General features: G+C 58.2%; 19 protein-coding genes and 1 other annotated feature. Of the genes, 2 read left to right on the top strand and 17 right to left on the bottom strand.

All coding sequences use genetic code 11. The features are described 5' to 3' along the window. The first annotated feature begins 1 nt into the window (after window position 1). Entirely contained in the window at window positions 2–1,321 is a 1,320-nt protein-coding gene (dsdA, locus tag ACE15A_RS00190) for a D-serine ammonia-lyase (RefSeq protein WP_053509262.1), read from the top strand. Between the two features lie 46 nt (window positions 1,322–1,367). On the opposite strand, the gene ACE15A_RS00185 is transcribed toward dsdA, so the two are convergent. The 7 genes from ACE15A_RS00185 to ibpA all read right to left on the bottom strand — a co-directional run bounded on the left by ACE15A_RS00185 (window position 1,368) and on the right by ibpA (window position 6,000). Beyond that, entirely contained in the window at window positions 1,368–1,898 is a 531-nt protein-coding gene (locus ACE15A_RS00185) for a radical SAM protein (RefSeq protein WP_053509260.1), read from the bottom strand. Further along, window positions 1,895–2,257 carry a DUF202 domain-containing protein gene (locus tag ACE15A_RS00180; protein WP_023247235.1) on the bottom strand — a complete coding sequence of 121 codons (363 nt, stop codon included), beginning with the start codon at window positions 2,255–2,257 and terminating at the stop codon, window positions 1,895–1,897. The genes ACE15A_RS00185 and ACE15A_RS00180 overlap by 4 nt, the downstream gene beginning before the upstream one ends. Further along, the gene (locus tag ACE15A_RS00175) at window positions 2,247–2,594 is read right to left on the bottom strand and encodes a YidH family protein (protein WP_023247234.1); all 348 of its coding nucleotides are present in this window, start codon (window positions 2,592–2,594) and stop codon (window positions 2,247–2,249) included. Before ACE15A_RS00175 ends, ACE15A_RS00180 begins: the two co-directional genes overlap by 11 nt. A gap of 98 nt (window positions 2,595–2,692) precedes the next feature. Further along, window positions 2,693–3,007 (bottom strand): hypothetical protein, encoded by a 315-nt coding sequence (locus ACE15A_RS00170; protein ID WP_164984558.1) that lies wholly within the window; start codon window positions 3,005–3,007, stop codon window positions 2,693–2,695. A 36-nt stretch (window positions 3,008–3,043) separates the two neighbouring features. Next, window positions 3,044–4,705, bottom strand: coding sequence for a putative transporter (locus tag ACE15A_RS00165; RefSeq protein WP_053509257.1), 1,662 nt, complete (start codon window positions 4,703–4,705; stop codon window positions 3,044–3,046). A 344-nt stretch (window positions 4,706–5,049) separates the two neighbouring features. Next, the gene (ibpB, locus tag ACE15A_RS00160) at window positions 5,050–5,478 is read right to left on the bottom strand and encodes a small heat shock chaperone IbpB (RefSeq protein ID WP_023247230.1); all 429 of its coding nucleotides are present in this window, start codon (window positions 5,476–5,478) and stop codon (window positions 5,050–5,052) included. Between the two features lie 108 nt (window positions 5,479–5,586). After that, a complete protein-coding gene (ibpA, locus tag ACE15A_RS00155; RefSeq protein WP_023186035.1) occupies window positions 5,587–6,000 on the bottom strand; it encodes a small heat shock chaperone IbpA in 414 nt (137 codons plus the stop codon). Continuing rightward, window positions 5,994–6,067: a sequence feature (ROSE (Repression Of Heat Shock gene Expression) occurs in the 5'-region of heat shock genes and acts as an RNA thermometer to modulate expression.), on the bottom strand. It overlaps the preceding gene by 7 nt. A 243-nt stretch (window positions 6,068–6,310) precedes the next feature. On the opposite strand from ibpA, the gene ACE15A_RS00150 reads away from it, so the two are divergent. Further along, a complete protein-coding gene (locus ACE15A_RS00150; protein ID WP_023247229.1) occupies window positions 6,311–6,643 on the top strand; it encodes a YceK/YidQ family lipoprotein in 333 nt (110 codons plus the stop codon). A 1-nt stretch (window position 6,644) separates the two neighbouring features. On the opposite strand, the gene ACE15A_RS00145 is transcribed toward ACE15A_RS00150, so the two are convergent. From ACE15A_RS00145 to ACE15A_RS00100, 10 genes are all read right to left on the bottom strand, one after another. Beyond that, entirely contained in the window at window positions 6,645–7,871 is a 1,227-nt protein-coding gene (locus ACE15A_RS00145) for a DUF3748 domain-containing protein (protein ID WP_023247228.1), read from the bottom strand. A gap of 324 nt (window positions 7,872–8,195) precedes the next feature. Continuing rightward, entirely contained in the window at window positions 8,196–9,239 is a 1,044-nt protein-coding gene (locus ACE15A_RS00140; RefSeq protein ID WP_080170540.1) for a cytochrome c-type biogenesis protein CcmH, read from the bottom strand. Beyond that, window positions 9,236–9,793 (bottom strand): thiol:disulfide interchange protein DsbE, encoded by a 558-nt coding sequence (gene dsbE / locus ACE15A_RS00135; RefSeq protein ID WP_023247226.1) that lies wholly within the window; start codon window positions 9,791–9,793, stop codon window positions 9,236–9,238. The genes ACE15A_RS00140 and dsbE overlap by 4 nt, the downstream gene beginning before the upstream one ends. Beyond that, entirely contained in the window at window positions 9,790–11,682 is a 1,893-nt protein-coding gene (locus ACE15A_RS00130) for a heme lyase CcmF/NrfE family subunit (RefSeq protein ID WP_380912213.1), read from the bottom strand. The genes dsbE and ACE15A_RS00130 overlap by 4 nt, the downstream gene beginning before the upstream one ends. Then, entirely contained in the window at window positions 11,679–12,158 is a 480-nt protein-coding gene (gene ccmE, locus ACE15A_RS00125) for a cytochrome c maturation protein CcmE (RefSeq protein ID WP_053511203.1), read from the bottom strand. The genes ACE15A_RS00130 and ccmE overlap by 4 nt, the downstream gene beginning before the upstream one ends. After that, complete coding sequence (gene ccmD / locus ACE15A_RS00120; RefSeq protein ID WP_023247223.1) at window positions 12,155–12,367, bottom strand: heme exporter protein CcmD; 213 nt, start codon at window positions 12,365–12,367, stop codon at window positions 12,155–12,157. The genes ccmE and ccmD overlap by 4 nt, the downstream gene beginning before the upstream one ends. Further along, the gene (locus ACE15A_RS00115; RefSeq protein ID WP_053511205.1) at window positions 12,364–13,101 is read right to left on the bottom strand and encodes a heme ABC transporter permease; all 738 of its coding nucleotides are present in this window, start codon (window positions 13,099–13,101) and stop codon (window positions 12,364–12,366) included. Before ACE15A_RS00115 ends, ccmD begins: the two co-directional genes overlap by 4 nt. Window positions 13,102–13,183: 82 nt before the next feature. Next, on the bottom strand, window positions 13,184–13,843 hold the full coding sequence (ccmB, locus tag ACE15A_RS00110) for a heme exporter protein CcmB (RefSeq protein WP_053511207.1): 660 nt from the start codon (window positions 13,841–13,843) through the stop codon (window positions 13,184–13,186). Beyond that, a complete protein-coding gene (ccmA, locus tag ACE15A_RS00105; protein ID WP_053511209.1) occupies window positions 13,840–14,457 on the bottom strand; it encodes a cytochrome c biogenesis heme-transporting ATPase CcmA in 618 nt (205 codons plus the stop codon). Before ccmA ends, ccmB begins: the two co-directional genes overlap by 4 nt. A gap of 5 nt (window positions 14,458–14,462) precedes the next feature. Continuing rightward, window positions 14,463–15,863: a cytochrome-c peroxidase gene (locus ACE15A_RS00100; RefSeq protein ID WP_053511024.1), complete on the bottom strand. Its 1,401-nt coding sequence runs from the start codon at window positions 15,861–15,863 to the stop codon at window positions 14,463–14,465. Window positions 15,864–16,048 lie beyond the last annotated feature (185 nt).

The following is a 16,048-nucleotide window of genomic DNA, read 5'->3' as shown; positions in this document are numbered from 1 at the left end:
TATGGAAAACATACAAAAGCTCATCGCCCGGTATCCTTTGGTCGAGGATCTGGTCGCCCTCAAAGAAACTACCTGGTTTAACCCGGGCGCCACCTCTCTTGCACAAGGGCTACCGTATGTCGGCCTGACGGAGCAGGACGTAAACGCCGCCCATGACCGTCTGGCGCGCTTTGCGCCGTATCTGGCGAAAGCGTTTCCGCAAACCGCCGCCGCTGGCGGAATGATCGAATCTGACGTGGTCGCTATTCCGGCCATGCAAAAACGGCTGGAAAAAGAGTATGGACAAACGATCGACGGTGAAATGCTGTTAAAAAAAGACAGTCACCTGGCGATCTCTGGTTCCATTAAAGCACGTGGCGGCATCTATGAAGTGCTAACACACGCGGAAAAACTGGCGCTGGAGGCGGGTCTGTTAACCACCGACGATGACTATAGCGTGTTGCTTTCGCCGGAATTTAAACAATTCTTCAGCCAGTACAGTATCGCCGTCGGTTCAACCGGTAATCTGGGGTTATCGATCGGTATCATGAGCGCCTGTATCGGTTTTAAAGTGACAGTACATATGTCTGCCGACGCCCGCGCCTGGAAAAAGGCGAAGCTGCGCCGCCACGGCGTGACGGTCGTGGAATACGAAGATGATTACGGCGTGGCGGTTGAGCAGGGCCGTAAAGCAGCGCAGTCCGATCCAAACTGTTTCTTTATCGACGATGAAAATTCCCGCACGCTATTTCTGGGCTATGCGGTAGCGGGTCAGCGCCTGAAAGCGCAATTTGCGCAGCAGGGACGCGTCGTTGACGCCAGTCACCCGCTGTTTGTTTATCTGCCATGCGGCGTTGGCGGTGGTCCTGGCGGCGTCGCCTTTGGCCTGAAACTGGCGTTTGGCGACAACGTACACTGTTTCTTTGCCGAACCGACCCATTCGCCCTGTATGTTACTCGGTGTTTATACCGGTCTGCACGATGCCATCTCAGTACAAGATATCGGTATTGATAACCTGACGGCGGCTGACGGCCTGGCGGTAGGTCGCGCTTCGGGCTTTGTTGGTCGGGCAATGGAGCGTCTGCTTGACGGCCTCTATACCTTAGACGATCAAACAATGTATGACATGCTGGGCTGGCTGGCGCAGGAGGAAGGAATTCGACTGGAGCCATCAGCTCTGGCGGGGATGGCCGGACCGCAGCGCATTTGCGCCGCCACGTATCAGCAAAGGCATGGATTCAGTCAAACGCAGCTTGGCAACGCGACGCATCTGGTGTGGGCAACAGGGGGCGGCATGGTGCCGGAGGATGAAATGGAACAATACCTGGCGAAAGGACGCTAATACTCGCTCAGTGCCGGAAAGACGGCAGCGCCATCCGGCACATTAGTCAACGCAGCATCGCCATCAACTCCTCCGGTGAACGATGCTGCTTCAGTAAATCCCGCATCACCCGCATATGCGGCGAGGAATAGTGAAAAAAGGCCTGATAACCCTCGCAAAGCCGATTTTTCCCCTGACTATCCCGGTGCTCAGGGCATCCGCCGCCGCAAAATCGCAATACAGAGCACTTCTGACATTCAGCGCTTAACTGCGCCGTGTCCGGCGCTTCAGCGCCATCCCTGCCGCCGCACCACTGCCGTAACGTCTCATCAAAAAGACGGACCGAGATACGCTGAATATCTTCACGTACCCAGATATCAAAGACACTATTTAAAAACTGGCCCCATTCCGCTGAACACAATGAATCCTCGGTCAACATTCCGTTCCGGTCATGTTCCAACAATGGGATAAAATGGACATTGTGAATGCCGAGCCGCTGTAAATTACGGTACAGTTGCTGAGGTTGCCGGCTATTCTGGCGATTTACGACGACCTGAATCTGGTCATTACTCACGACAATGTCCTGACGTCCTGTCATATAAAATCCCCGATAAATGCAATAAGTTGGCGAATATGGGTAACAGCAAACAGGATTGCGAGCGACAGCACCGCGAGGGAGATCAAAAATTTGTCACGCACGACATGAGTTTCGGAAAAATCGCTATGCGCGACATCCATCAAATTACGACTCAGGGTATAACGCCAAAGAATCACCGCCACTATCGCCAGAACGCTGATTGACACCCAGAACAGGAATCCCGCCTGATGCCAGTGGTGCCTGACGGCTAACGCCATTAACGCCCCGTATCCCAGCAGCGTACGAAACCAGGCCAGCGAGGTACGTTCCGGTTGCAGCCCCGGATCGTTCTGCCGACGGGCTTTACGATTATCCGGCATACAGTACCAGCCCCATCACAATCACCGCGACAACCATCAAAATAACGCTAATGATCAACAGGCTATGGGTATAGGGCAAATCCTCTTTCAGACGCATCGCTTTTTCATTACGCAGCCAACGCAGATAGCCATAAATCGCCAGGCCGCCCGCAAACAGACATAGCAATAGCGCCAACAGTTCACGGATCACCGGCGTGGCAAAATCTGGGGCGAGTTGGTCAAGAGCGACGCCTGCCGCCAGAAATCCCAGCGAGGTGCGAATCCACGCCAGAAAGGTACGCTCATTTGCCAGTGAGAAGCGGTAATCCGGCGCTTCTCCGAGGCGGGAAATCTTCATGACGACTCCTTTTGCGTTATTATGTATCCCCGTTCGTTTTCAGAATACCACTCACGTTGTTGCTGATATGCTTCACATTATCCCGCAGCAAGGGAATCTTATGGCAAAATAAATGTAGTCCACTGGCAATACGTTTCGGTGCAACCACGCTCATTCCCGCTATTTTTCATTTCAGTTGCGACCTTTTTCAACGCCACCGCCAGGAAAGGCATTATTGCCGGATTAAAAGGTGAAAAACCACCCATCGCGATGAAAAAAAACGCGATAAATATTTTTAACCAACTGAAATAAATTGGAATTATTCTTGTTGCCATTACGCTGATTAGCGCGTTTATTGAGGAGAGGTATAAGAAGAAGTGCAGAAGTGTGACTGGCGCGTTGGCGGAGAGCGTTATCCGGCCTGGATTTGACACAGAACGTAGGCCGGATAAGCAACACGCCATCAGGCGCTAACCCATTCCCCAGAAAATCACCGCCAGCAGTTGTGGCGTAATAATACGCAGGAACATCACTAACGGATAGACGGTCGCGTAAGAAAGCGCCGCCGCGCCGCTGGTGGCATGAAGATTGTTGGCAAATGCCAGCGCTGGCGGATCGGTCATCGAACCGGCCAGCATCCCGCATAGCGTCAGATAGTTCATTTTGGCAAAAATTCGCGCCAGTAAACCGACGGTAATCAGCGGAATAGCGGTGATGAAAATACCGTAACCAATCCAGCTTAATCCTTCGCCCTGCGTCAGCGTATCGACAAAATCGCCGCCGGATTTCAGCCCAACGACCGCCAGAAACAAAACGATGCCTAACTCACGCAACGCGAGGTTGGCGCTCGGCGGCATAAACCAGTACAGCTTACCGATGCTGCCGATACGCCCCAAAATTAGCGCCATGATCAGCGGTCCGCCGGCCAGCCCCAGTTTTAACGCGACCGGGAATCCTGGCACAAACAACGGAATTGATCCAAGCAGAACCCCTAATCCAATGCCGATAAACACCGGCAGCATCTGCACCTGCTGGAGTTTTTGCTGCGCGTTGCCGACCACATTGGCTACCGCATCAATCGAGGCAGGACGCCCTACCAGATTAAGAATGTCGCCAAACTGCAGGCTGGCGTCGCTGCTGGCGACCAGCTCAACGCCCGCGCGGTTAAGGCGGGAGATAACCACGTCATAACGCTCTTTAAAGTGCAAATCGCGGATACGTTTGCCGAGCACTTTTTCGTTGGTGACGACCACACGCTCGACGCGTAAATCCGTGCCGCGCGTCGACAACGAGGTGTCCACTTCCTTACCGATCACCAGTTGCGCGTTATGCAAGTCAGCAGATTGACCGACGAGGTGCAGCAGGTCGCCCGACTGGATAATCGTTCCCGGCGACGGCACCATCAGCGTGTCGTCGCGTTTCAGGCGTGAGCAAATGATTTTATCGCTGTTCAGGATCGGCACATCCTGGATAGCCATATTATTGAGGTTTGGGTTCTCGACACGGATATTCATTGTTTGAATCAATGAATGACCGTTAGCGAGAGAGGATTCGTGCTTCTGCGCCTCCGCCTCGACGTTAACGCGAAAAATCAGCCGCATCAGCCACATAGTGAGCAAAATACCGCAGATGCCAAACGGATACGCCATCGCATAGCTCATCCCCATCTGATCCACCAGATCCATTGGCGTTCCCAGATCGCGCAGGATTTGCTGACCCGCCCCTAACGCAGGCGTATTGGTGACTGCGCCGGAGAAAATCCCCAGCACCACCGGCAACGGAATAGCGAAAATTTTATGCAGAATCGCGGTGACCAACCCGCCCATAATCACAATCAGAACAGCAAACAGATTGAGACGCAGCCCGGAAACACGCAGCGAGGCGAAAAACCCCGGCCCCACCTGTATTCCGATGGTATAAACAAAAAGGATCAGGCCGAATTCCTGGATAAAGTGCAGCATATCGCCACTCAGCGTCATCCCTGCCTGATCGACAAAGTGACCGACGATAATACCGCCGAACAGAACGCCGCCAATACCAAAGCCTACACCGCGCACTTTGATGTTGCCGATCCATAACCCGACAACCGCCACCAGCGCCAGAACGCTGACCGTCAATGCGATATCACTCATCTTCTCTTCCCTGTGAGTAACATTTCAATTTATAGGGATTATGACTGAAGCGTTAAGGCATATATACAGCATGGCGCACATTCTCATGTTACAAAACAGCCCAGGCGTCCTTACTTCGGCAACATTTTACCCTTTTTCTTAAGGGCTGATAGCGCAGCGCCATCAGGCGATGATATGCCGGATGGCGACGCGTGGCGTCTTATCCGACCGACGAGATGGGTATATGCTGTAGCTCCTGGTATGGCCTGCTGTTTTGTATGAACGGAATCTCTTCGCAGTTTTTCTTCCATTTGCGTGGCACAAAAAAGCCCCACCATCTCTGGCGGGGCAAGGCAAGGAGCTCATTAGCTATTTAATGCGGAGTGTTCGTTAATGGCGATACGCTGCGGCGGAATAGTTTCCGGCTCATTGCGGGTTAAATCAACATGCAGCAGGCCGTTGGTAAACGTCGCGCCGGAAACTTCCATATTTTCAGCCAGCGTAAAGCTCAGGCTAAAAGGCTGCATGACCAGGCCCTGATGTAACCATTTCGGCTCTTTTTCCGGCTGTTCCGGCGTGCCTTTCACCGTCAGCCGCGTGCCTTCCAGTTGAATATCCAGATCTTCCTGACGGAAACCGGCTAACGCCAGGGTGATGCGATAGTGGTTATCGTCGCTTTTTTCGATGTTATAGGGCGGGAAGCTCTGGCTTTCACCGCTGTTTTGCAGCGCATTGGCCAGCTTGTCAAAACCGATCCATTGACGCAGCAATGGGGATAAATCGTAGTTACGCATAATCATTTCTCCTTCTAAGAAGCGAGTTTTACCTTCACACTTCACGTGTGCATATGCTCCCTGACGGCGAGCATGGGATGACAGGCCGCACAACGCGACCCGACGGAATCAGTTAATTTCGATACGGCGCGGTTTGTTCGCTTCCGGAATCACGCGCTCCAGTTCGATATACAGCAGCCCGTTGACCAGGTTTGCGCCGCGAACGTGAATGTTCTCCGCTAACTGGAACTTACGTTCAAAGTTACGCTCGGCAATGCCCTGATACAGATAAGTACGTTCTTTCTGGTCGTCCGCATGAGCGCCTTTTACCACCAGTAAATTATCCTGGGCGGTAATGTCCAGTTCGCTTTCAGCAAAACCGGCAACGGCAATGGCGATGCGGTAGTGGTTTTCGTCTACCAGCTCAACGTTGTACGGAGGATAGCCGCCATTACTTTGGCTCTGGTTATTTTCAAGCAGGTTAAACAGACGGTCAAAACCAATGGCAGAACGGTACAGCGGGGATAAATCAAAGTTACGCATAATCATTAGCTCCTGAAATCAGCGAGAATGTCAGACCTTCCATCATGGACAGGCCAGAATTGCCAGAACACCCATCAGGCGTGTCCTTACTATTCACTACGTCTTAAAAATGGGTCTGAATACGTACTTTTCAAGTATTTTAATCCGACTTTTTTTTGCAGTTTATTGGCTATTGCATAGACTGGTTGGGACAGCACTGATTGTTAAAGTGCGATGACCGCCACAGTGCCACGTCCTGGTGATGTTATTTTTAGCAACGGATCGCTATAACTCATCATGCAAATACCGACAACCAACAGATGAATGAGTGATGATAAAAAACGTGTTGTTAACGCTGATACTATGTAATGGGATACTTTTATTAGTCGGTTGTTCAAGCGTCATGTCGCACACCGGCGGTAAAGAAGGCACTTATCCTGGCACGCGCGCCAGCGCTACGATGATCGGTAACGATGAGACAAACTGGGGCACAAAATCGTTGGCCATCCTGGATATGCCGTTTACCGCCGTGATGGATACGATTCTTCTGCCGTGGGATATCTTCCGCAAAGACAGTTCGGTAAGATCGCGCGTAGAGAAAAGCGAGGAGGAGACGAAAATGACCAATGCCGTCATCCCACCCGCGAAGATGCCCTCTCCCTGATTTATCGCCCGGTTTCCGTCACCCATAGCTGACGGAATCCTTTCACCTCTTCCATCCATGCGACGTGTCGCCCATCCGGTGAAAAAACGACAGCGTCCGCAGAAGGCGGGTTGTCGTGCCTGGCGGTTAAAAAGTCGATCTTCCCACTCTGTGCGTCGCAGCAGGCTAGCCGATTTTCCAGCACCAGCCCCAGCCATTTACCCGACGGATGCCAGTTAAACGCTGACTGCACGCCGGTCGCATGATGCGTTAACTGCCGGGGTTCGCCTCCCTGCGGCGACATCAGCCACAGTTGCGCTACGCCGTTGTCGTCCCGCATCAAAAAGGCGATCGCCGTCGCCTGCGGATTACTGCGGACCCAGTGGCGCGGTTCGTTAGTGAGTCCAGGGTAAACACGCTGGTGAGTAAAGGTAAGACGCCGCTGAACCACACCCAACGGCGGCGATGGCATAGTTGATTCGGTTCCCGTCAGCGGCGTGTCGCCTGCCTGTTTCCAGCCGTTTTCATTACACGGTAAATCGACAATAAACAGCTCTGGGACTTTTTCGCCCGTCAGCGACAGCGTATCGCCGATAAAGGCAATCTGGCGGTTGCCCACCCAGCCCTCTTCATAGGCCCGATTAATATCGTCGCTGCCCGGTCTCGGCGCAGGCGTCGTGCGGCTAACCAGCACGCACCAGTGACTACCGCTGTATTCGCGCGGATGCTGAACCGACACCGTTACCGGCCCATACGGCGCGGCCACGCCGACATTGCGCAGATCCAGCGCCGGATCGCGCTCATGCAGAACGTGGTCATTATAGGTAAAACTCACTAACTCACCGTTCGGGCTAAAAACATGGACATGGCTGCCGCCGCGCAGCGCGCCGGGAGTATACGGCGCAGTAATATCCATCGCATCGAGGTTAGTCACGCCCCCCGGCGTTGCAATAACGCCCCGGCGGTGATGAAAATCGTAATGCCACGTCTCATCAGGGTTTTCAGGCCCGTGAATAAACACATAGTGATTGTCGGCAGGATGCACCGTCACCACGCCGACATGCGCGCCCTGCGCAGCGCGATAAATCACCGCCACTTCGCCGGTATGCACATTGACACGCTCAATGGTCTCGCCCGTAAATGACGCGCCTGAAGGCCGCACATCAAAGACCAGCCACTGGCTGTCAGGCGTCCAGGTATTGGTGTTGGTAAGCTGGTGATGGCGCGGCGTAAAGGTGATTTGTTTCATGGGATGTCCTGATACGAGACGATGATCGCCATCATACTTCACACGGGCCTCACTTTCAGGCTTTAGCATATCGCCATTTCAATAACGGTGGACAGAACGACGGAACATGTTGACGTAGCGATTATCGGCTTAGGCGCGGCAGTTAAGCGGAAAGATGCGCACACTGGCGCCAGATGCTCAGCGTTCTTTATTCGCGGCGGGATCACGTTGCCAGTAGACGTTATCGCTAACCCCTGAAACGGCTGGAGACACCGCTTAGCGAGCCAGGATGAACTCTGTAGGCCGGATAAGACGTTTTACGTCGCCATCCGGCACCTTCCACGCTTATTTCTCCTGCGCCAGCGCCTGGCGGATACTGCGCTCAATCACCGCCCGCCGGGCGTCGCCAGCCGGCAGTAACTTCAGCATCATCTCCCAGGCCGCCACCGCCTCGCCAGAGCGCCCCTGCTCAAAGGCGCTGAACGCATACAGGCTTAACACCCGGATATCCGTGTGGTCGCGGCTCACCAGCCGGCGCAGCAGCTCCCCGCCGCGACGGTTATCCTCCGGGTCGGACGAGCGCGTCAGCGCCTCCGCGTAGCCCAGCGCCGCCCCGCGGTTTTCCGGGTCCAGACGGTAAGCATTCGCATACGCCCCTGTGGCGGTACCGGCGTCGCCCAGCGCCATGCCGGCCCGGCCGAGCATCATCCAGCCTTCGGCGTTGCCGGGGTCGCGCTGCAGGCGCGTGCGCAGCCCCAGCGCCAGCCGCGCCATCTCTTCCTCATTCAGCGGCTGCGCCGCCGGGTCCAGCGCCCTGTCCAGCAGCCCGGGCGCCTGCGCCGTCGCCTGCTGCCAGGCCCTCACCTGCGGATAACTGCCGGTCAGGGCGTAGCCGCCGGCGCTGACCGCCAGCGCGATGACGGCCCCCGGCACGTAAACGCCCCACCCGGCGCGCGCGCCGGGAGCCGGGGGGTCCGCCGGCAGCGGCTCCCGGCGCAGGCGCACCCGCCGGCGCGTGCGGGCGATGATTATCCAGCCGCCCGCCACGATGGCGGCCAGCGGCAGCACCCACAGCAGCACCGTCAGCGGGGTCAGCGGCGGGTCGTAGGTGACGAAGTTGCCGTAGCGCGCCACCATGTAATCGATGATTTCCTGCCTGCTCTTCCCCTCCTGCATCAGGTCATACACCTTCCGGCGCATGTCGGTGGCTATCATCGCGTTCGAGTCCGCAATGCTGTTGTTCTGGCATTTCGGGCAGCGCAGCTGCTCCGTGAGCTGGCGGAACTGCTGCTCCTGCGCCTCGTTTCTGAACGGCATCACGTCGGTGGTCGCCCGCGCCGGCGCGGCCATCATCAGCACCAGCATCAGCATGCCCGGTAAAAATCTCATTGCGCCGCCTCCCGGCTGTATTTATCCCACAGCGGTTTCATTTCACTTTCCCACACCCGGGCGTTCAAATCGCCCGCATGGCGGTAGCGGATAATCCCGTTGCCGTCGATGAGGAAGGTTTCCGGCGCGCCGTACACGCCCAGGTCCAGCCCCAGCATCCCGTCGCTGTCCGATAAACTCAGCGCATACGGGTTGCCCAGTGTGTTTAACCAGGCCACCGCCTTCGCCCGGTCGTCCTTATAGTTCAGTCCCACCACCCGGATACCCTGCGCGGCAAGCCGGTTCAGGTACTGATGCTCGGCGCGGCAGGTCGGGCACCAGGTGGCCCAGACGTTAAGCAGCACCGGTTTCCCCTGCGTCAGCGCCCCGGCCCCGTAATACTGCCCCGGCCGGTCCAGCGACTCCAGGCGGAACGCCGGCACCGGCTTCCCGGTCAGCGCCGACTCGAGGGCCGTCGGGTCATCGCCCTGCGCATTGCGCGCCAGTTGCCACAGCAGCGCCGCGGCAATCAGCAGAAAAATCAGTAACGGTAATAACAGTACGTTGCGTTTCATACGGCCTCCGGCGACGGGCGGCGCGGGCGGCGGTAGCGCGGGTCCGCCAGACTCAGCAGTCCGCCCAGCGCCATCAGCAGCCCCCCGGCCCATATCCAGCGGACAAACGGCTTGTAGTACAGACGCACGGCCCACGCGCCGTTGTCCAGCTCCTCCCCGAGCGCGGCGTACAGGTCGCGGGTCAGCCCGCCGTCAATCGCCGCCTCGGTCATCACCATCCGGCTGGTGTTGTAGAGCCGTTTCTCCGCGTGCAGCACCGCCTCCGGCGCCCCGTTGCGCGTCACCCCGATGATGGCCACCCCGCCGCGGTAGTTGGGTCCGGTGATGTCCCTCACCTCCCGGAAGGTGAAGCGGTAGTCGTGAATGGTCACGCTGTCACCCGCCCGCATCCGCACGTCACGCTCCACGCTGTAATTCTGGCTGAAGGCGATGCCGGTAATCGTCACCGCCAGCCCGAGGTGCGCCGCCACCATCCCCTGGTAGCTGAGGGAAATCCTGGCGCCGCGGGACACGCGCTGTACGGCTTCGGCCACCGTCATGGCGGCGATGCGGTCCTGAAACAGCCACGGCAGCAGTACCGACAGTGCCAGGGTGGAGACCAGGGCGGTGAGCAGCAGCGTTCTGATTTTACGCGGCCGGTCCCGGCCCCAGCGCACCAGCGGCCCCACCCCCAGCAGCAGGGCAAAGGGGACCATCAGCCCGCTGAACATGGTGTTAAAGAACGGCTCCCCCACCGAAATACTGCCCAGCCCCAGCTGCTTGTGCACCAGCGGCAGCAGCGTGCCCAGCAGCACCACCAGCATGGCGGCCATCAGCAGGACGTTGTTGCCGAGCAGCAGCGACTCGCGCGACCACAGCGCATTGTTCACCCGCGAACGCACCCTGTGCCCGCGCACGGCGAACAGCAGCAGCGAACCGCCGGTGACCAGCACCATAAAGGCGAGGATAAACATTCCGCGCGCCGGGTCGGAGGCGAAGGCATGCACCGACACCAGCACCCCGGAGCGCACCAGGAAGGTGCCCAGCAGGCACAGCGAGAAGGCGCAGATGGACAGCAGCAGCGTCCACGCCTTAAAGCCGGCGCGCTGTTCGGTGACCGCCAGCGAGTGCAGCAGGGCGGTGCCCGCCAGCCACGGCATAAAGGAGGCGTTCTCCACCGGGTCCCAGAACCACCAGCCGCCCCAGCCCAGCTCGTAGTAGGCCCACGCGGAGCCGAGCACGATACCCAGCGTCAGGAACACCCACGCCGCCAGCGTCCACGGGCGGGCAAAACGGGCGAACGCGCTGTCCAGACGCCCGCCCAGCAGCGCGGCGATGGCGAAGGCGAAGGCCACCGAGAAGCCGACATAGCCCATGTACAGCAACGGCGGGTGGAAAATCAGTCCGGGGTCCTGCAGCAGCGGGTTCAGGTCGCGCCCCTCCACCGGGAAGGCCGGCAGCGTGCGGGCGAACGGATTCGAGGTGAACAGGATGAACACCAGAAAACCGGCGCTGACCATCCCCATCACCGCCAGCACCCGGGCCACGATATCCGCCGGCACCGGCCGGCTGAACACCGCCACCGCCAGGGTCCAGCCGCTCATCAGCAGCACCCACAGCAGCAGCGAGCCCTCGTGCGCCCCCCAGGTGGCGGCCACCCGGTACCACACCGGCAGCTGCGTGTTCGAGTTGCCGGCGACATAGGCCACGGTGAAGTCGTTGACCACAAAGGCGTGCACCAGCACGAAAAACGCACCCGCCACGCAGATAAACAGCAGCCAGGCGAACACCCCGGCCGACGCCATCATCCGCGCGTCGCCGCGCGCCGCGCCCCACAGCGGGTAAACGGACAGCAGCAGCGCCACGCCGAGCGCCAGGCACAGCAGCGCGTTGCCGTATTCAGGCATCATGATGAGGTGTCCTTATCGATACTTTGCGGACGACGGTGGTTTTCCTGCATCGCCTTTTCCACTTCCGGCGGGGTGTAGTTCTCGTCATGTTTGGCCAGCACCTCCTGCGCCAGGACGTGGTTGCGCGTATCCAGCTCCCCCTGGACCACCACACCCTGCCCCTCGCGGAACAGGTCCGGCAGTATCCCCTCATAGCTCACCGCCACCGAACCTTCAGCGTCGTAGAGGCTGAAGTTCACCTTCAGCGAGTCCGGGTCGCGCCTGACGCTGCCGGGCATCACCATCCCGCCGACGCGCAGGCGCTGGCCCACTTCCGGCAGCTGCTGCGTCTCGCGCTTGCCGTAGAGAATTTCGCCGGGGGTATAGAACAGGTCGATATTCGCGCGCAGCGCGTACAGGACCAGAGCGGTGGTCAGCGCCAGACCCGTCAGCACCGCGCAGGCCACCCATAACCGGTTTCTGCGTCGCTGGTTCACGCGGCCTCCTGTTGTGCCTGTGCGGCACGCATCCGCGCCTCGCGCGCCCGCTGCTGCGCCACGCCGCGCAGAATGGCCCGGCGCTGCAGCACCGTGTGCAGCGCCAGCGCCGCCAGCGGCACCACGGTCATCGCCACCGCCAGCCAGACAAAAAAGGCGTACCCGCCCATGGCGAAAAAATCGCTCCACGATGAAAATGCCGTTCTCACCGGCGCCCCCTTTTCAGTATCAGTTCGCCCACCCACGGGCGGCGTTTTTCCATGAGTAAAATCAGGTTGCGCATCCGCATCAGCGAAAGCGTCATAAAGAGCAGCAGGTAGCCGGTGATGGCCCAGCGCAGCGGCGAGCGCATCGCCGGGTCGATACTCTGCTGCATCCGCGTCGAGCCCTGGTGCAGGGTGTTCCACCACTCGACGGAATAGTGGATAACCGGCAGGTTCACCACGCCGACCAGCACCAGAATGCCCGCCGCGCGCCCGGCCATTCTGCGGTCGTCAAAGGCGTGCCACAGGGCGATGACCCCGGCGTAGAGAAACAGCAGCACCAGCTCCGAGGTCAGGCGCGCGTCCCACACCCACCAGGTGCCCCACATCGGTTTACCCCACGCCGAGCCGGTGACCAGCGCGATGAAGGTGTACACCGCCCCCACCGGCGCCATCGCCGCGACGGCAAGGCTGGCCATTTTCATCTGCCAGACCAGCCCGGTAAACGCCGCCACCGCCATCGCCGCATAGATACCCATCGACCAGATGGCCGCCGGGACATGCAGATACATAATGCGGTAGCTCTCCCCCTGCTGGTAGTCCGCCGGGGCGAAACCAAAGCCCCGGACCCAGCCCGTGGCCAGCGCGATGATACCGGCCACCGCCAGCCACGGCACGAGCCTGCCGCAAATCTGATACAGCCGGGGCGGCACTGCCAGCTGATGAAGGGTTTTCCACATAGTCGTCACCTGACCTCCTGAAACCAGTAAAATGTCCGTGGTGCCGGACGGCGGCCGGCGCCTTATCCGGCCTGCAAATGCGCTACTGCACGCTGATACGCAGCGCCGCCGCGGTGGCGAACGGGCTTAACGTCGCGCTGCCCGCCAGCAGCGCTCCCAGAACCGCCAGATAGCCGTCAACGGGTAAATGCATCGACGCCGCGTCCATCGCCGCGGTGGCAAAAATCAGCACCGGGATGGCCAGCGGCAGCACCAGTATGCCCAGCAGGACGCCGCCGCGCCGCAGCCCGGCCGTCAGCCCGACGCCCGGCGCGGCGAGAAACCCCAGCGCCGGCGTGCCCAGCAGCAGCGTCAGCGCCATGATTTTCCAGCCGTACACGTCCATCCCCAGCAGCAGCGCCACCAGCGGGGAGAGAATAATCAGCGGCAGGCCGGTCACCGTCCAGTGGGCCAGCACCTTCGCCAGCACCACCGCCGGCAGCGGCACCGGCAGCAGCATCAGCTGCTCAAGGCTGCCGTCGTGCACATCGTCGCGAAACAACCGCTCCAGCGCCAGCAGCGAGGCCAGCAGCGCCGCCACCTGGATGATGCCCGGCGCGATACGCGCCAGCAGCTGCGGCTGCGGCCCGATGCTTAACGGAAACAGGGTGATGACCATCAGGAAGAACCACAGCGGGCTGGCGATGTCCGCGCAGTGGCGAAACGCGACGCGCAGCTCAAGACAGAAGACACGCCACATCACAGCCCTGCCCCCCCGCCGGTCAGCGCAAGGCGGCGGATGGTGTCCGCGGCCCCCGGCAGCGGCTGGTGGGTGGTGAGAATGACCATCCCGCCCTGCGCCGTGTGCTCCGCCATCCGCCGGGTGAGGCGCGCCACGCCGTTAACGTCAATGGCGGTGAACGGTTCGTCGAGCACCCACAGCGCGGCGCGGGTCAGCCACAGGCGGGCCAGCGCCACCCGGCGCTGCTGCCCGGCCGAGAGCTGAGCGACCGGCACGTCCTCAAATCCCGCCAGCCCGGCCTGCGCCAGCGCCTCCGGGAGGCGCGCGCCGTCGCCGGGGTGGAAGAAATGCAGGTTCTCCCGCGCCGTCAGGCGGGTTTTTATCCCCGGCTGGTGCCCGAGCCACAGCAGGCTCTGATGGAAGCTGTCGCGCACGTGGCGCAGGGGTTTACCCTGCCAGTACACCTCCCCGCCGTCCGGGCGCGCCAGCCCGGTCAGCAGGCGCAGCAGGGTGGTTTTTCCCGCGCCGTTGCCGCCGGTGACCTGCACCCACTCCCCGGCATCCACGGTGAACGACAGCCCGCGAAACAGCGTCCTCTCGTCCCGCTCGCAGTGCAGTTCTCTGGCTTCAAGCATCATTGTCATTGCGCATATTCAGGTTGATATGGCGTATAAACACCGGTCAGGCTTTCCAGGAAAGCGACGATATCATCAATATCGTTTTGTGGCAGATCGGTACCAACCTGGTAACGCAGCATCAGTTTTACCGCGCCATCCAGCGTCGGTACGTCGCCCCGATGGAAATAAGGCGCCGTTAACGCGACATTGCGTAAACCCGGAACTTTTTGCCGTAATTTATCGCGAACCTCTTTGGTGACGTTCATACGACCAATATCCGCTGCGGTAATTTCGCCAAAATTAAAGTCTCGCTTTAATCCCAACGGTTCAAAAGAGCGTCCGCCTAAAATGATACCGCCGTGACAGGTTGCACATTTATTCTCTTTAAATAATTGATAACCGTGTTTCTGTTGCGCGGTCAGCGCATTTTCATCTCCACGTAGCCATTTATCAAAGGCGGAATCCGGCGTTATCAACGTTTTTTCAAATTCGGCGATCGCATCAGTAATATTTTCTCCGGTAAATCCTCGCGGATAAACCGCCTGGAAATCTTTTTTCAGGACAGGATCTTTATCAAGCTTGCTAATAATTTCATCCCAGGATTTAGATGCCATTTCGATAGGATTTAACGGCGGTCCGCCTGCTTGCGCCTGCAGGGTTGCAGCACGACCATCCCAAAATTGTTCGATATTAAATACGGAATTGAATACCGTCGGCGCATTTATTGGTCCTACCGCACCGCCAACGCCAATTGAGGTTTTTCTGCCATCGACACCCCCCGCATTTAACGCGTGACAATGCGCACAGGATATTGTGCTGTCGCCGGATAAACGTTCATCATGATAAAGGCGGAAACCTAAGTCGACTTTTTTCGCATCAACGGGAATATTGCGCGGAATAGGCTGAACGGGTTCATTCCGGTGCGCGGCGTCGGTGTCGGCGCTGGCATAGTTACGCTTACGTTGATCGGCTATCCAGTTCAGGATATCAGTACGCTCTTTATCGCTGACGCCCCCCGCCCAGTGCAGCGCGACATAGCGGGTTGGCGGCATAGTCTGATGTTGCATAACCCATTCAATTTTATTCAGTTCGCTTTGCGGCACCGGCGTATCCGCAATCAGGGCGGCCCGTACCGCCTCGAGGTTAAACGATTTGTAGCCGAGCTGGATATCGTAATCCATTAGCTGCTTTGCCACCGGAAAAGAGGAATAAAAAGGTAATTCAGCAGAAGGCGTATGACAATAATCACATCCTTTCTCCCTGAAATAACCCAGTATTTTGTTATTTTCTCCCACAACCGAGGCCTGCACATCGCTTTTTTTACTGCGCTGTTTGTCGTAATACCATACATACCCGGACAAACCTAAATAACATAACAGCCCAACGGTGATAACCGTTGTCGCATAGAGGGTAATTTTTTTCATATCACTATCCTTATGGGGTATTGCGGCATGATTAATTAAATTTTATTTTTTTACTCATGAGGCCCGTCAATACTAAATACAAACCCATCGTGGATATTGATTGGTATCAATAATTACAATTGGCTAAACCTATAGATATGATAACCCCCGGCTATCGTAACATTCATTTTGCGATGCCCATCACC

Origin of the sequence: Salmonella sp. HY31 (genome assembly GCF_042604575.1) — a bacterium.
Lineage (GTDB): Bacteria > Pseudomonadota > Gammaproteobacteria > Enterobacterales > Enterobacteriaceae > Salmonella > Salmonella diarizonae.
This window is presented reverse-complemented; position numbering and strand designations above follow the sequence as displayed.

Coding starts and splice junctions, on each gene's coding strand:
- ACE15A_RS00150 (WP_023247229.1), top strand. CDS start 6,311: ATGATAAAAAACGTGTTGTTAACGCTGATACTATGTAATGGGATACTT.
- ACE15A_RS00100 (WP_053511024.1), bottom strand. CDS start 15,863: ATGAAAAAAATTACCCTCTATGCGACAACGGTTATCACCGTTGGGCTG.
- ibpB (WP_023247230.1), bottom strand. CDS start 5,478: ATGCGTAACTACGATTTATCCCCATTGCTGCGTCAATGGATCGGTTTT.
- ACE15A_RS00165 (WP_053509257.1), bottom strand. CDS start 4,705: ATGAGTGATATCGCATTGACGGTCAGCGTTCTGGCGCTGGTGGCGGTT.
- ACE15A_RS00140 (WP_080170540.1), bottom strand. CDS start 9,239: ATGAGATTTTTACCGGGCATGCTGATGCTGGTGCTGATGATGGCCGCG.
- ACE15A_RS00145 (WP_023247228.1), bottom strand. CDS start 7,871: ATGAAACAAATCACCTTTACGCCGCGCCATCACCAGCTTACCAACACC.
- ACE15A_RS00180 (WP_023247235.1), bottom strand. CDS start 2,257: ATGCCGGATAATCGTAAAGCCCGTCGGCAGAACGATCCGGGGCTGCAA.
- ACE15A_RS00115 (WP_053511205.1), bottom strand. CDS start 13,101: ATGTGGAAAACCCTTCATCAGCTGGCAGTGCCGCCCCGGCTGTATCAG.
- dsbE (WP_023247226.1), bottom strand. CDS start 9,793: ATGAAACGCAACGTACTGTTATTACCGTTACTGATTTTTCTGCTGATT.
- dsdA (WP_053509262.1), top strand. CDS start 2: ATGGAAAACATACAAAAGCTCATCGCCCGGTATCCTTTGGTCGAGGAT.
- ACE15A_RS00185 (WP_053509260.1), bottom strand. CDS start 1,898: ATGACAGGACGTCAGGACATTGTCGTGAGTAATGACCAGATTCAGGTC.
- ibpA (WP_023186035.1), bottom strand. CDS start 6,000: ATGCGTAACTTTGATTTATCCCCGCTGTACCGTTCTGCCATTGGTTTT.
- ACE15A_RS00130 (WP_380912213.1), bottom strand. CDS start 11,682: ATGATGCCTGAATACGGCAACGCGCTGCTGTGCCTGGCGCTCGGCGTG.
- ACE15A_RS00175 (WP_023247234.1), bottom strand. CDS start 2,594: ATGAAGATTTCCCGCCTCGGAGAAGCGCCGGATTACCGCTTCTCACTG.
- ccmA (WP_053511209.1), bottom strand. CDS start 14,457: ATGCTTGAAGCCAGAGAACTGCACTGCGAGCGGGACGAGAGGACGCTG.